The organism is Pseudomonas sp. AB39(2026) (assembly GCF_059831485.1).
Window position 1 is genome coordinate 1 of the sequence record NZ_CP195212.1, and the last position, 14,211, is coordinate 14,211.

Consider the following 14,211-nt stretch of genomic DNA (forward strand, 5'->3'; position numbering starts at 1 on the left):
TAAGCATTTGCCTTCAAAGTTGCCCTGAACCGTAACGAGAGTCACGGTTTGGCAATGGTTTTCAGCGTTCAGTCGCCGGTGTATTCACACCCGCTGGTACAGGTTTCGTGAATGCGAACCTTGCTTAGCTCGGGCAGCAATGGCTTGAGGGCCTCCCATATCCACACAGCCAATACCTCGCTGGTTGGGTTTTCCAAGCCAGGTATGTTATTCAGGTAGTTGTGGTCCAAGCGCTCATAGATCGGTTTGAAGATAGCTTTTATTTCCGAAAAGTCGCGAATCCAGCCAGTGTGGGGGTCCACTTTGCCGGACAAATGAATCCCTACCTTGAAAGAGTGGCCATGCAGGCGGCCGCACTTATGCCCCTCTGGCACATTCGGCAGTTTATGCGCCGATTCAAACGTGAATTCTTTGAAAATTTCCACAGGCTTACCTATTGCAGATACCAAAGAAACCATTCTACCAGCATCACGTTGTACCACACGCCCACCTGTTCAGCTTGGTTTAAGGCCACACCGGTACGCTGCTATACGCTCTACAGGCTAATGTGACCTGACCGCCTTGAACCCTTAGAGGATCCGGCATGCGTGTATTACATACAGTTGGCGGGTTAATGGCCTTCTTGTGGGCTGCACAAACGGCTGCCCATGATCTGACCCAGGACGAGGCGTTGCACCTCCGGGAGCAGGGGGTCATCCTGCCCTTGGCTCAATTGACCGAGCAAGCGTTGGCCCGTTATCCGGGCGCCACTTTGCTTGAAGTGGAGCTGGAAAAAGAGCACGGTCGTTATGTCTATGAAATTGAGCTTGTGCTCCCTAGCGGCCAGGTACGTGAGCTTGAATTCGATGCAACAGGTGGTGACTTGCTTAAAGACAAGGAAGACGACTAAATGCGCCTGCTACTTGTAGAAGACTCGGTACCCTTGGCAGATGAACTGCTCGCGTTGCTGATCAACAATGGCTATGCCGTCGACTGGCTGGCCGATGGCCGGGATGCCTTAGTGCAAGGGCAGACAGAGCCTTATGACTGCGTAGTATTGGACCTGGGGCTGCCAGGCTTGCCAGGGCTGAATGTGTTGGAGCAGTGGCGGCAAGCCAGGCTGAGCACACCTGTATTGATCCTGACGGCGCGTGGCTCATGGGCTGAGCGCATCGAAGGCTTGAAAGCAGGGGCAGATGACTACCTTGGCAAACCTTTTCACCCGCAAGAGCTACTGCTACGCATACAGTCGTTAGTGCGTCGCTCCAAGGGTATTGCCAACCAACCCCAACTGCAGGCAGGCGGGCTGGCTTTGGATGAGTCCACCCAAAGCGTTGCCAGTGGTTCAGACCTCGTCAGCCTTACGGCCGCTGAATTCCGCCTGTTGCGTTACTTCATGCTCCATCCTGGGCAAATCCTGTCCAAGGGGCACCTTGCCGAGCATTTGTACGATGGTGAAACCGAGCGCGATTCTAACGTTCTGGAAGTGCATGTGAACCACCTCAGGCGCAAACTTGGCAAAACCATTATCGAGACCCGGCGCGGGCAGGGCTACCGGTTCGGTGGGCAGGTAACGTGAAGTCATTGCAAGGGCGACTGAGCGTTGGCCTGCTAAGCGTACTTGTCATCGGCGGGTTGATTTTCGCACAGGTGGGATTATGGCTGTTCGAGCGCGGCGTTGAAGGCTATCTGGAAAGCAACCTACGCAGCCAGAGTGAAACCCTGCTGTTGGCCTTGAGCAAGCAGCCACTAAGGATCGAACTTAATGAAGACCGGGTATTGCCCGCTTACCAGCGCGCCTTGTCGGGCTATTACTTTCAGGTCACGTTGCCAGACCGGCAACTGCGTTCACGCTCTTTGTGGGATGCTCAGTTGCCTGCGCTACAGGCACCAGGCTTGACACGAGCAAACGGCCCCGATGATCAACAATTGATCGTGCTCAGGTCCCATTACCGACGGTTTGGTACGGCTATCGATATAACTGTGGCGCAGGATTACACGCCTATCCGAGAAAGCTTCTCCCAACTCAGGCGGTGGGGGTTGGGCTTTGGCGTGCTATTGCTTTTGGCGGTTCTGGTATTGCAGCGCTGGATCGTCAAGCGTGCACTCAAACCCCTAGAGGCCACCCAGGCTCAGGTTGCACAACTCCAGCAGGGCCAACGCTCCCAACTCCAAGTGGAGGTGCCTGTGGAGCTGGAACCTTTGGTGACCCAGATCAACCATCTACAGGCACATACCGAGGACAGCCTTAAAAAAGCTCGCACAGGCATTGGTAACCTAGGACATGCCCTCAAAACACCCCTTGCTGTACTACTAAGCCTGGCCAACAGTGCGCGATTGAGTGAAGCACCGGCCGTGCGGGACACCCTGTTGGAGCAGTTGCACCACATACAAGCCAGGCTGGACAAGGAGCTTGCACGCGCACGTCTGGCCGGCGATGCCTTGCCTGGTGAGCCTTTTGACTGCGCCAGCGAGCTATCCTCACTCTTCGCTATCTTACAAACAGTGCACGGTGAGCACCTTCGATTGGAATGGCAGCTTGCCGAGCCCATTGTGCTCCCTTGGGACCGCGAAGACATGCTGGAATTGCTGGGTAACCTGTTGGACAACGCCTGCAAATGGGCAGATAGCCATGTTGTCCTGACCGTGGCCGCTCAACCGGCCACCTACCTCCTGCTGGTCGACGATGATGGCCCCGGCATTCCCGCCCATGCCCGTGAGCATGTGTTGTCCCGGGGGGAGCGCCTGGATGAACAGGCTCAGGGTCATGGGCTGGGGTTGGGCATCGTCAAGGACATCATCGAGGCCTGCCATGGCCAGTTGGGCCTGACCCAGAGCCCGTTGGGCGGGCTACGCGTCGAGGTTCGGCTGCCTGTTCGCGGTGCTAATTCAACTTTACGGCAGCATGGCCGATAAGCCGGGTACTCTTTTCTTGCTCATGAGATTTCCCCATGCGACTAAGCTTAAAGGGCAAGGTCCTGTCCGTTGCCGTTCTGCCCGTAGTGCTCTTTGCGCTCATCATTAGCCTGTGCACGCTGTATATCCTGCGCCAGCAAGCCGCGCAGGAAGTTCAGGACACGCGAGAGCGCTACCTGGTGGACGCTCGTGCGTCCTTGCAGAACTATGTCGCGGTCGCCCTAGGCACGGTAAAGCCTATCTACGACGCAGCCGGTGCCAACGATGACGCTGCCCGTGCGCAGGTCATCCAGATGCTCTCCAAAGTGACCTACGGCAAGGATGGCTACTTTTTCGGCTACGACTCCAAGGCCGTGCGCCTGTTCAAAGGCAATAGCCCGGAAGGTATAGGCAAAAGCTTCATCGATGCACAGGACCCTAATGGCGTATACGTGAACCGTGAACTGGTGAACGTGGGTAAAAACGGTACCCACTTCGTGAGCTACTCCTCCACGTTGCCAGGTACTCAGACACTTGTCCCCAAGTTGGCTTATACCGAGTACTTGCCTAAGTGGGACATGGTGATCGGCACGGCCGTCAACCTGGATGGTATTGATGCGCAACTGGCGGAAGTACGGGAGGCCGTTCATGCCCGTACCCTCGACATGTTGATGACTATCGTGGGCATTGCCGTGGTACTGCTGCTGGTAATTGGTGCGGTTGGCCTGGTGCTTGCCCGGAATATCCTGCGGCCGTTAACCCTGATGAAACAGAGCCTGGATGACATCGCTGCGGGCGAAGGTGATCTCACCCGGCGTTTGCCAGTGACCAGCCAGGACGAATTGGGCGACCTTGCCGGCTCATTCAACCGCTTTGCCGAGAAAATCCATACCCTGGTTCGGCAGATCGCAACCATGACCCATGAGCTAACGGGCCTGGTCAGCGACGTGAATGATCAGGCGCAGCGCTCGGAGCGTGCCATGGAACGTCAGCGCCAGGAGACAGACCAGGTCGCTACCGCCGTGAATGAAATGTCAGGGGCTGCTCAAGAAGTGGCGCGCAGTGCTCAGGGCGCCGCTACCGCTGCCCAGGAGACAGATGAAGAGGGCCGTCAGGCCAAACGTGTGGTAGACGGCAGCGTGACCCAGATTCATGCGCTGTTGGCTGATATCCGCCTCAGTGGCAACTCCCTGGACACATTGCAGACCGACGTCCGCTCCATTGTGAGCGTGCTGGGGGTTATCCGCTCCATTGCCGAGCAGACCAACCTGCTGGCACTCAACGCCGCCATCGAAGCAGCCCGCGCGGGTGAAGCGGGCCGTGGTTTTGCAGTAGTCGCTGACGAAGTACGGGCCCTGGCTAGCCGCACTCAGCAAAGCACCCAGGAAATCCAAGGCATGATCGATCGTCTTGAAAAAGGGACCCACGAAGCGGTGGACGCTATGCGCCGGTCCAGCGAGGCGGGTGAGGGCACTAGCCTGCGGGCTAACGAAGCAGGCCGATCGCTGGATGCCATGGGTAGCTTGATTGCAACGATCAGCAACATGAACGCCCAAATCGCCACAGCCGCCGAGGAGCAGACGGCCGTTGTAGAAGAGATCAACCGCAGCGTGCACCAGATCGCCAGCGCAGTGGACCAGGTCGCGGACGAAACCCGCCACGGTGCTGAGACCTCTCGCAAGCTTGAAGCACTGGGCCAAGGCCTGGGCAAGCTGGTTGCGCAATTCCGTATCTGATCCGTGTCACTGGCACGGCACTTCCCCGGGTGCCGCCGGACTAACCTTCAGGCGTTCCATACGGAGCGCTGAAGGCTAGCCGACATGGAACGCGCATGAACGAAACCAACCTTCAATACAAGACCCTGCTCCTGCTGCTTGTATTGGTCACCCTCGCTTTTATCTGGATTCTGCTGCCCTATTACGGTGCTGTGTTTTGGGCCATCATTCTCGGTATCCTTTTTGCCCCCTTGCAACGCAAACTGATACAGCGCTATCACTGGTCCCGCAACGTCACCTCCATCACCACACTCGCCATTTGCGTGGTAGTGGCGGTACTCCCTGTCATCATCATCAGCGCATTGCTGGTTCAGGAGGGCACCAACGTCTACAAGGGCGTGCAAAGTGGCGACCTGGATGTGGCTGGCTATGTAAATCATTTCAAGCATGCACTGCCAGAGTCCATGCAGCACCTGCTCGATCGCCTGGGCATGGGCAACCTCGACGGGCTGCGTGAAAAAGTCACGGCCCGCGCCATGCAAGGCAGCGAAGCCCTTACGTCGCAGGCCTTTAGCTTTGGCCAGGGCACCCTGGATTTCATCGTCAGCTTCGGCATCATGCTGTATTTGGTGTTCTTCTTCCTGCGCGACGGTCCAGAACTGGTGCGCAAGATTCGCCAGGCCGTCCCCTTGGCCGAGCACCAGAAGCGCCGCCTGCAACTGAAATTCACACGGGTAGTGCGTGCCACCGTGAAGGGCAACATGCTGGTTGCCATTTCCCAAGGGGCGCTGGGTGGTTTCATCTTCTGGGCGCTGGATATCCCCAGTGCGCTGCTCTGGGCCGTATTGATGGCTTTTCTTTCATTATTGCCTGCGGTAGGTGCCGGGGTAGTATGGGCGCCGGTGGCGGTTTACTTCATGCTTGATGGCGAAATGTGGCGCGGCGTTGTGCTCACGTTGTTCGGTGTGTTCGTGATCGGCCTGGTAGACAACGTGCTGCGCCCCATTCTGGTGGGCAAGGATACGAAGCTTCCCGACTACCTGGTGCTGATCTCTACATTGGGTGGCCTGGCAGTATTCGGGCTCAACGGGTTCGTGATCGGGCCCTTGATCGCAGCCTTGTTCATTTCCAGCTGGAGCCTATTCGTAGGGGACCGTCCTACCATACAACTGCCCCCCGATCTGAAGACGTGACCGCATGATGTATCGATCGAGCGCCTCGCAGGTCGGGGGCGCTTCGATCTGTACCTGTGAGCCGTGCCAATGCCTGATCCGATTCCCTTAAAAGACCACGACAAAGAAGGACGCCTGGTCAACGGCCGCCTGATTGCTTGTGCGGTCCTGGTGATAGGCCTGGCCTTTGCACTGGTCAGTCGGCTGTATTTTCTGCAGGTGATACAGTACGACTACCACTCCACCATTTCTGAAAACAACCGCGTGCACGTGTTGCCCATACCGCCAGAACGCGGCGTGATCTACGACCGCAATGGTGTGGTGCTGGCCAGCAACCGTCCCAGCTTCAACCTCACCCTCACCCGTGAGCGGGCAGGTGACAGTGCGCAGGTACTGGATACCCTGGCCCAGATTCTTCAATTGCCTGATGAACAACGTCGGCAATTCGACAAAGACATGCGCCGCGCACGGCATCCGTTTGAGCCGGTTACGTTGATGTATGAGCTGACCGAGGCCCAGATTGCGCTGATCGCCGTCAATCAGTTCAAGTTGCCAGGGCTCGATGTAGAGGCTCAGTTCGTGCGTGAGTACCCGTTGGGTGAGCAGTTTGCACATTCGCTGGGCTACGTAGGGCGCATCAACGAACGCGAGGCCAAGGTGCTGGACCCTGTGGAGTACCGGGGCACTCAGTCAGTAGGGAAAACAGGCGTAGAGCATTTCTACGAACCTCAACTGCATGGGCATGTGGGCTTTGAGGAGGTGGAAACCAACGCGCAAGGGCGTGTGATGCGCGTGTTGCGCCACACAGACCCGGTCGCCGGCAAGAACATCACCCTCACGCTGGACGCCAACCTGCAAGTGGCGGCGGAAAAAGCCCTTAATGGGCGACGTGGCGCCATTGTTGCGCTGGACCCAGCAAATGGTGACGTACTGGCCATGGTCAGCGAGCCCAGTTTTGACCCCAACCTTTTCGTGACCGGCATCAGTTTCAAGGAATACACGGCGCTACGGGATTCCATCGACCGCCCCCTGTTCAACCGGGTACTGCGTGGCCTGTACGCGCCTGGTTCTACCATCAAGCCTGAAGTGGCCATTGCTGGCCTGGACAGTGGTGTGATCACCCCCAGTTCCCGAGTGTTTGACCCTGGTTACTACGAGCTGCCCAATTACGACCATAAGTACCGAAACTGGAACCACAGTGGTGATGGCTGGGTGGATATGTACGCGGCCATCATGCGGTCCAATGACACCTATTTCTACGATACAGCCCACCGCCTGGGCATTGACCGCCTGCATGACTACCTGAGCCGCTTTGGCATTGGCCAGAAGGTATCGCTGGACATGCTGGAGGAAGCACCCGGCCTTATGCCCTCAGAGCAGTGGAAGCGGGCGACCCGACGCCAGCCGTGGTTCCCAGGGGAAACGCTGATTCTGGGGATCGGGCAGGGCTACATGCAAGTCACGCCGTTGCAACTGGCTCAGGCCACGTCGCTGATCGCCAGCAAAGGCGTGTGGCATCGTCCCCACTTGGCTGAAACCGTAGGCGGGGAGCCACCGGTCGACACAAACCCTATGCCTGACATCGTGCTCCACGACAGTAACGAATGGACGCTGGTCAACCGCGGCATGCAGGCCGTTCTGCACGACCCGCGCGGCATTGCGCGCCAGTCCGCTGTGGGTGCCCAGTACCGAATCGCGGGCAAAAGCGGTACCGCACAGGTGGTCGCCATTCGCCAGGGCGAACGCTACAACCGTGCGAAAACCTTGGAGCGCAACCGTGACAATGCCTTGTTCGTGGGCTTTGCACCGGCAGAGAACCCTAAGATCGTGGTGGCGGTCATGATCGAAAACGGAGAGGCGGGTGGCCGGGTAGCAGGTCCAGTGGTACGTGAAGTGCTGGATGCCTGGCTCCTGGACCAGACCGGGCACCTCAAACCCCAGTACGCTAGCCCCAATGTGCCCGTGAAATCCCCGGCTACCTGACACCCGACTACACTGACCGCCAGGGGTTGATCCAGGGTTTCGATCAAACCGTTCGAATCAACCCGTTTTTATCTTGCAGGCGAGTGTGCGAAGTTTGCGAGTCCGCGCCATTGGGGCGCGGCACTGTCAGGAGCGTTTTCATGGCTAAAGTACTTGTGTTGTATTACTCCACTTACGGGCACATCGAAACCATGGCCAATGCGGTCGCTGAAGGCGCCCGTGCGGCGGGTGCCACGGTGGACGTGAAGCGTGTACCGGAAACCGCCCCCTTGGACGTGGCTCAAAAAGCCCATTTCAAACTTGATCAAGCTGCGCCGGTGGCCACTGTGGAGGAGCTGGCCAACTACGACGCTATCATCCTGGGCAGCCCAACGCGCTTCGGCCGTGTGAGCAGCCAGATGGCCGCTTTTCTGGACCAGGCCGGTGGCCTATGGGCTTCGGGCGCACTTAATGGCAAAGTCGGTGCAGCCTTTACTTCAACCGCCAGCCAGCACGGCGGCCAGGAAACTACGCTGTTTTCGCTGATCACGAACCTGATGCACTTCGGCATGGTGATCGTGGGCCTGCCCTACAGCTACCAGGGCCAGATGAACATGGACGAAATTGTTGGCGGCTCACCCTACGGCGCAACCACGCTGGCAGCGGGCGATGGCTCGCGTCAACCTAGCGAAATCGACCTGGGTGGAGCACGTCATCAAGGTGAATTGGTCGCCAAGGCCGCAGCCAAGCTGTTCAGCTGACAGTTATCCCTTACGTCCTTTCCGGGAGCCCACGGCCATGTTTTCACACATCATCGTAGGTGCCCGGGATCTGGACCGGATGACGCTGTTCTACACGCCTGTGTTGGCAGCGGTGGGCTTAGTATCGATGCCAGATGAGGAGGACGGTGGTCCGGCAGGGAAAGGCTGGCACCGGCCAGGCACCCGTTGGCCGCAGTTCTATATCCAGCAGCCATTCAATGGCTTGCCAGCCGCACCGGGCAACGGCAATCAGGTCAGCTTTGCCTGTGCCAGCCGAGCGCAGGTAGACGCTGCCTGGGCGGCCGCCCTCGCCAATGGGGGCACCGATGAAGGTTCGCCCGGTGTGCGTGCCCACTACGATCCAGATTACTATGGCGCGTATTGCAGAGACCCTGAAGGCAACAAGCTATGTTTCGTGCATGCCAACGCACTGTAGATACGGGCGCCAGCCCACCAGTGGGCCTATAAAAAAACCTCGCTCGGATCACCCGAGCGAGGTTTTTTATTACAGCAACCGGTTTAACCCACCAGGCTGATCCCGGCGTGTTGCACCAAGTCCACCAAGGGCTGTGGGTACACGCCCAACACGAAGGCCAGGATGGCAATGGCCAGCAGCATTACGCCGCCGGTACGCTGTTCCCAGTTCATGGGTGCATCATGCTTACGCAGGTTCTTCTCCATCAGGTACAGCGTGACCATCACGCGCAGGTAATAGAACAGGCCGATGGCGCTGCCCAGTACCAATGCGCCGACCAGCCACCACAGGCCGGACTCGACGCCTGCCGCCATCACGTAGAACTTGCCGATAAAGCCTGCGGTCAGCGGAATCCCTGCCAGGGACAGCATCATTACGGTCAATACGGCAGTCAGGTATGGTCGGCGCCAGAACAGGCCACGGTATTCGTACAGCGCGTCCGCATCCCGGCCGTTATAGGGCGAAGACATGAGGGTGATCACGCCAAACGCGCCCAGGCTAGTGATCACGTAGGTCACCAGGTACACGCCGATGGCTTCCATGGCCAAACCCTTGCTGGCAACCAACGCGATCAGCAGGTAACCGAAGTGGGCAATGGACGAGTAACCCAGCAAGCGCTTGAGGTTGGTCTGGTTCAACGCCAGCAGGTTGCCCACCACGATGGAGGCCACAGCGATCAGGCTCAGCACCGTGCTCAGTACGCCACTGCTTGCCACAGGGGAGAGCTGGAACAACCGCACGATCACCGCAAACACCGCTACCTTGCTGGCGGTGGCCAAGAAAGCGGCTACCGGGGCCGGAGCACCCTCGTACACGTCTGGGGTCCAGAGGTGGAAGGGCACCAGCGACAATTTGAACGCCAGCCCCACCAACATCATGCTCAGGCCCAGTTGTGCCAGCAGGCTGGGCATACCGGTAGCAGCCAGGGCGGTGCCGATCCCCGAGAAGCTCAAGGTGCCCGCATCGGCATACAACAGCGCCATACCGAACAGCAGGAACGCAGAGCCTGCAGCCGACAGCACCATGTACTTGATACCGGCTTCCAGGGAGCGCTTGTTGAAGTAGGCATACGCCACAAGGCCATACACGGGCACGGAAAGCAGCTCCAACCCAATGAACAGGGCAGAGAGCTGCTGGGCGCACACCAGCACCATGCCGCCAGCCGCCGCCAGCAGAATAAGCAGGTACAGCTCTTCACGGTTGCCTGGGTAACCCGTACCGCCTTCACCCAGGTAAGCGTGGGCCAGGGTCACGCATGCCAATGTAGCAATCAGGATCAGCGCCATGTACAGCGCTGCAAAGTTGTCCACCTGCAACAGCGTGGTCACGCTCAAGGGGGTGATCTTGAGCACGGGCAGAATGGACAGCAACGCCAGGTTCAAGCCGGCGCAGGACAGCAGGAAGGTCTGCGAATGGTTGCGGCGCCAGGCGATGGCCAGCATCACCACCACGATGGTGACGCTGGTAATCAGCAGCGGCGCCATTGCCAGAAAGTGTTGAGAGGTCAGTTCCATTACAGGTTACCGGGCCGATGCAAGTTGAGAGAAAGCCGTGCCGAACCATTGCTGAACGCCCGCCATGGTCGCCGCAGACGTATCCAGAATGGGTTGCGGGTACACGCCCAGCAGCACCAGCAATACCGCCAGGAAGAGGATCATCGCCAGCTCGCGACCGTCCATGCCCTGCAATACCGTGTCCGACTTGGCAGGCCCGAAGTACGCCCGGTGGATCATGATCAGGGCGTAGACCGAGCCCACCACCAGGCCGAAGGTAGCAATCGTGGTCACCCATGGCGCCACGTTGAAGCTGCCCAGCAGAATCAGGAACTCGCCTACGAAGTTGCCAGTGCCGGGCAGGCCTAGCGACGCCGCGGCGAAGAACAGGCTGATCGCTGGCAGGTAGGCAATGCGGGACCACAGGCCACCCATTTCACGCATGTCCCGCGTGTGCAGGCGTTCGTACAGCTGGCCGCTGAGAATGAACAGGGCAGCGGCTGACAGGCCATGGGCCACCATCTGTACCACGGCGCCCTGCAGTGCCTGCTGGCTACCGGAGTAGATGCCGATCAGCACAAAGCCCATGTGGGACACGCTGGAATAGGCAATCAGGCGCTTGATGTCGGTTTGTGCGAACGCCAGGAAGGCGCCGTAGAAGATACCTATCAGGCCCAGCCCCATGGCGATCGGCGCAAACTCGGCCGAAGCGTTGGGGAACAGCGGCAGGGCAAAGCGCAGCAGCCCGTATGCCGCGGTCTTCAACAGGATACCGGCCAGGTCCACCGAGCCCGCAGTAGGGGCCTGGGCGTGAGCGTCCGGCAACCAGGAGTGCACCGGTACAACCGGCAGCTTCACTGCGAAGGCGATGAAGAAGCCCAGCATCAGCAAGTATTCCGTGCCAGCTGGCAGGTTCGCTTTCAGCAGATCGCTGTAGTTGAACGTGATCACGCCCGTGTTGTTGAAGTTGACCAGTACCAGGCCGAGGATGGCCACCAGCATGATCAGGCCGCTGGCCTGGGTGAAGATGAAGAACTTGGTGGCGGCGTAGATCCTGGTGCGTTTTCCGTCCGACGAGCTATGGCCCCAGAGCGCGATGAGGAAGTACATCGGGACCAGCATCATTTCCCAGAAGAAGAAGAACAGGAACAGGTCCAGCGCCAGGAACACGCCAATCACGCCACCCAGAATCCACATCAGGTTGAGGTGGAAGAAGCCAACGTGGCGCTGGATTTCTTTCCATGAGCACAGTACAGACAGTACCCCCAGCAAGCCGGTCAGCAGGATCATCAGCAATGACAGGCCATCAAGGGCCAGGTGCACGCTGATGCCGAACCGCTGAATCCACGCCAGCTTGAATTCGACGGCCCACACCGGGTCGGCCCCTGGCGCAGGTGCCAGGGAGTAATCGCCCTGGGACCAGAGCCAGAGCCCTAACGCCAGTTCCAGGGACATGGTCAGCAACGCGATCCAGCGGGGCAGGGTGGCGCTAGAGCGCTCAGCCATCCAGCACAGAAGGCCGCCAATGAAGGGAATCAGGATCAGCCAAGGCAAAATCATGACGGGTTCGTTTCCTTTCGCAAAGTCGCAAGGTTCATAGTCAGGCGCCCATTACCACAATGCCCAGCACCACTACGGCGCCGAAGGCAAGGGAAGCGGCATACCAGCGCAACTGACCGTTCTCGGTGCGGCTCATGGCGGCATTGCCACCCTTCACCAGCCGAGGCACGAGGCCGATACCGCGGTCCATTGGGTCCCTGCGCAGCACATGACTGATCCACAAGTACGGTTTCACCAGCAGCTTGTCGTAGATCCAGTCAAAGCCCCAGGCTGCAAACCACCAGGCCGACAGCACGCGCCCAAGGCCACTGTTGGCGATGGCAGTGACGAACCGGCGCTTGCCCAGGAACAGCAATGCCGCCAGCAAGATGCCAGCCAGGGCGATGGCGCCCGAGGCAATTTCCAGGCTGTGCTTGGCTTCCCCACCGGCATGGCCGGCACTTTCCGGCAGTACGCCGGCCAGTGGCGGATGAATCCAGGCGCCAATGAACGTAGACAGCACCAGCAGGATACTCAGAGGCAGCCAGTGGGAGATGCCGTGGCCCGCATGGGCGTCGGTCTTGGGTTCGCCATGGAAGGTGATGAAAATCAGGCGGAAGGTGTACAGCGAGGTCATGAAGGCACCGACCAGGCCAGCGTACAGCAGATAGTCATGACCGCTGGCGAATGCTTCCCAGAGGATCTCATCCTTTGAGTAGAAACCGGCGGTCACGATGGGCAGCGCAGACAGTGCGGCACCGCCCACGATGAAGCAGGCGTAAGCCAGCGGCAGCTTCTTCCACAGGCCGCCCATCTTGAAGATGTTCTGCTCATGGTGGCACCCGATGATCACGGCACCGGAGGCCAGGAACAGCAGGGCCTTGAAGAACGCGTGTGTCATCAGGTGGAAGATCGCGCCATCCCAGGCCCCTACGCCCAGGGCCAGGAACATGTAGCCGATCTGGCTCATGGTGGAGTAGGCCAGAATCCGCTTGATGTCGGTTTGTACCAACGCCGCGAAGCCCGCCAGCACCAAGGTCACCGCACCGACAATGCCTACCAGGTGCAGGATTTCAGGCGCCAGAGTGAACAGGCCATGGGTACGGGCGATCAGGTAAACCCCAGCCGTGACCATGGTCGCCGCGTGGATCAGCGCCGAGACCGGCGTAGGGCCCGCCATGGCGTCAGCCAGCCAGGTCTGCAGCGGAAGCTGAGCGGATTTCCCCACCGCGCCGCCCAGCAGCATCAGCGTGGCCAGAACGATCCAGAAGTCGCCTACCTGGAAATGCTCAGGTGCACGCACCATCAGTTCCTGAATGTTCAACGTGCCCAACTGGTGGAACAAGATGAACAGGCCGATGGCCATGAACACGTCACCAATACGGGTAACAATGAACGCCTTCAGTGCAGCGTTGCCGTTGTTGCGATTGCTGTAATAGAAACCGATCAGCAGGTAGCTGCACAGGCCTACACCTTCCCACCCGAAGTACAGGAACAACAGGTTATCGCCCAGCACCAGGAACAGCATGCTGGCGATGAACAGGTTGGTATAGGAGAAGAAGCGGGAGTAGCCGTCTTCCCCGCGCATGTACCAGGAGGCAAACACGTGGATAAGGAAACCAACCCCTACCACCACACCTAACATGGTCACGGACAGCCCATCCAGGTACAGGGTGAAGGTAGGCGTGAACGTGCCTACCGACATCCAGGTCCAGAGCAGGTGGGTGTACACGCCGCCCGGTGGGGGGGCCACGTTGAATTGCCAGATTACATAGGCAGCCACGATCGCCGACAGGCCAACGGAGCCCACGCCGATCAACGCCGAAGTGTTTTCCGAAAGGCGGCCGCGGGAGAACGACAGCACCAGCCAGCCCAGCAGGGGAAAGACGAAAGTCAGAAAGAGTAAGTTCATCCGCGCATCTCACTGGCAGCGTCGATATCGAGCGTATGGAACCGGCGATACAACTGGATCAGGATGGCAAGGCCAATACTGGCCTCGGCGGCTGCCAGGCTGATCACCAGAATGAACATGATCTGCCCATCCGGTTGCGCCCAGCGGCTGCCTGCCACAATGAACGCCAGAGCCGAGGCGTTCATCATGATTTCCAGGCTCATCAGCACAAAAAGAATGTTGCGGCGCACTAACAGGCCCACAAGGCCAAGTACAAACAGTACGCCGGCCACGGCCAAGCCGTGTTCTAGAGGAATGGCTGGCATGGG

At 59.0% G+C, this 14,211-nt stretch carries 13 protein-coding genes; 8 read left to right on the forward strand and 5 right to left on the reverse strand.

The window, feature by feature from the left end; translation table 11 throughout:
* Nucleotides 1-68: 68 nt before the first annotated feature.
* Entirely contained in the window at nucleotides 69-425 is a 357-nt protein-coding gene (queD, locus tag ACSAMW_RS00005; RefSeq protein ID WP_500592092.1) for a 6-carboxytetrahydropterin synthase QueD, read from the reverse strand.
* A gap of 158 nt (nucleotides 426-583) precedes the next feature.
* Between queD and ACSAMW_RS00010 the strand changes: the two genes are divergently transcribed.
* The 8 genes from ACSAMW_RS00010 to ACSAMW_RS00045 all read left to right on the forward strand — a co-directional run bounded on the left by ACSAMW_RS00010 (nucleotide 584) and on the right by ACSAMW_RS00045 (nucleotide 8,920).
* Nucleotides 584-889: a PepSY domain-containing protein gene (locus ACSAMW_RS00010; protein ID WP_500592093.1), complete on the forward strand. Its 306-nt coding sequence runs from the start codon at nucleotides 584-586 to the stop codon at nucleotides 887-889.
* Nucleotides 890-1,558, forward strand: a complete 669-nt coding sequence (locus ACSAMW_RS00015) for a response regulator transcription factor (protein ID WP_500592094.1) — start codon at nucleotides 890-892, stop codon at nucleotides 1,556-1,558.
* Nucleotides 1,555-2,895 (forward strand): ATP-binding protein, encoded by a 1,341-nt coding sequence (locus ACSAMW_RS00020; RefSeq protein ID WP_500592095.1) that lies wholly within the window; start codon nucleotides 1,555-1,557, stop codon nucleotides 2,893-2,895. The genes ACSAMW_RS00015 and ACSAMW_RS00020 overlap by 4 nt, the downstream gene beginning before the upstream one ends.
* A gap of 35 nt (nucleotides 2,896-2,930) precedes the next feature.
* Nucleotides 2,931-4,610, forward strand: coding sequence for a methyl-accepting chemotaxis protein CtpM (gene ctpM, locus ACSAMW_RS00025; RefSeq protein ID WP_500592096.1), 1,680 nt, complete (start codon nucleotides 2,931-2,933; stop codon nucleotides 4,608-4,610).
* A gap of 95 nt (nucleotides 4,611-4,705) precedes the next feature.
* Nucleotides 4,706-5,782, forward strand: coding sequence for an AI-2E family transporter (locus ACSAMW_RS00030; RefSeq protein ID WP_500592097.1), 1,077 nt, complete (start codon nucleotides 4,706-4,708; stop codon nucleotides 5,780-5,782).
* A gap of 69 nt (nucleotides 5,783-5,851) precedes the next feature.
* Nucleotides 5,852-7,744 carry a penicillin-binding protein 2 gene (gene mrdA, locus ACSAMW_RS00035; protein ID WP_500592098.1) on the forward strand — a complete coding sequence of 631 codons (1,893 nt, stop codon included), beginning with the start codon at nucleotides 5,852-5,854 and terminating at the stop codon, nucleotides 7,742-7,744.
* Between the two features lie 140 nt (nucleotides 7,745-7,884).
* Nucleotides 7,885-8,484 (forward strand): NAD(P)H:quinone oxidoreductase, encoded by a 600-nt coding sequence (wrbA, locus tag ACSAMW_RS00040; RefSeq protein ID WP_500592099.1) that lies wholly within the window; start codon nucleotides 7,885-7,887, stop codon nucleotides 8,482-8,484.
* Nucleotides 8,485-8,521: 37 nt separating this feature from the next.
* Entirely contained in the window at nucleotides 8,522-8,920 is a 399-nt protein-coding gene (locus tag ACSAMW_RS00045; protein WP_500592100.1) for a VOC family protein, read from the forward strand.
* 83 nt (nucleotides 8,921-9,003) lie between these two features.
* Here the strand turns inward: ACSAMW_RS00045 and nuoN are convergent, their stop codons facing one another.
* From nuoN to nuoK, 4 genes are read right to left on the reverse strand one after another with little or no spacing between them, the layout of a single operon-like run.
* On the reverse strand, nucleotides 9,004-10,473 hold the full coding sequence (gene nuoN / locus ACSAMW_RS00050; RefSeq protein ID WP_500592101.1) for an NADH-quinone oxidoreductase subunit NuoN: 1,470 nt from the start codon (nucleotides 10,471-10,473) through the stop codon (nucleotides 9,004-9,006).
* Between the two features lie 6 nt (nucleotides 10,474-10,479).
* Nucleotides 10,480-12,012: an NADH-quinone oxidoreductase subunit M gene (nuoM, locus tag ACSAMW_RS00055; RefSeq protein WP_500592102.1), complete on the reverse strand. Its 1,533-nt coding sequence runs from the start codon at nucleotides 12,010-12,012 to the stop codon at nucleotides 10,480-10,482.
* Nucleotides 12,013-12,052: 40 nt separating this feature from the next.
* Nucleotides 12,053-13,903, reverse strand: a complete 1,851-nt coding sequence (gene nuoL, locus ACSAMW_RS00060; protein ID WP_500592103.1) for an NADH-quinone oxidoreductase subunit L — start codon at nucleotides 13,901-13,903, stop codon at nucleotides 12,053-12,055.
* Nucleotides 13,900-14,208: an NADH-quinone oxidoreductase subunit NuoK gene (gene nuoK / locus ACSAMW_RS00065; RefSeq protein ID WP_181117782.1), complete on the reverse strand. Its 309-nt coding sequence runs from the start codon at nucleotides 14,206-14,208 to the stop codon at nucleotides 13,900-13,902. Before nuoK ends, nuoL begins: the two co-directional genes overlap by 4 nt.
* Between the last annotated feature and the right edge of the window lie 3 nt (nucleotides 14,209-14,211).

What these genes read in the sequence shown, in the direction of transcription:
- ACSAMW_RS00045 (WP_500592100.1), top strand. Translation starts at nt 8,522, where the DNA reads ATGTTTTCACACATCATCGTAGGTGCCCGGGATCTGGACCGGATGACG.
- wrbA (WP_500592099.1), top strand. Translation starts at nt 7,885, where the DNA reads ATGGCTAAAGTACTTGTGTTGTATTACTCCACTTACGGGCACATCGAA.
- ACSAMW_RS00030 (WP_500592097.1), top strand. Translation starts at nt 4,706, where the DNA reads ATGAACGAAACCAACCTTCAATACAAGACCCTGCTCCTGCTGCTTGTA.
- ctpM (WP_500592096.1), top strand. Translation starts at nt 2,931, where the DNA reads ATGCGACTAAGCTTAAAGGGCAAGGTCCTGTCCGTTGCCGTTCTGCCC.
- nuoK (WP_181117782.1), bottom strand. Translation starts at nt 14,208, where the DNA reads ATGCCAGCCATTCCTCTAGAACACGGCTTGGCCGTGGCCGGCGTACTG.
- nuoM (WP_500592102.1), bottom strand. Translation starts at nt 12,012, where the DNA reads ATGATTTTGCCTTGGCTGATCCTGATTCCCTTCATTGGCGGCCTTCTG.
- nuoN (WP_500592101.1), bottom strand. Translation starts at nt 10,473, where the DNA reads ATGGAACTGACCTCTCAACACTTTCTGGCAATGGCGCCGCTGCTGATT.
- ACSAMW_RS00015 (WP_500592094.1), top strand. Translation starts at nt 890, where the DNA reads ATGCGCCTGCTACTTGTAGAAGACTCGGTACCCTTGGCAGATGAACTG.
- nuoL (WP_500592103.1), bottom strand. Translation starts at nt 13,903, where the DNA reads ATGAACTTACTCTTTCTGACTTTCGTCTTTCCCCTGCTGGGCTGGCTG.
- ACSAMW_RS00010 (WP_500592093.1), top strand. Translation starts at nt 584, where the DNA reads ATGCGTGTATTACATACAGTTGGCGGGTTAATGGCCTTCTTGTGGGCT.
- mrdA (WP_500592098.1), top strand. Translation starts at nt 5,852, where the DNA reads ATGCCTGATCCGATTCCCTTAAAAGACCACGACAAAGAAGGACGCCTG.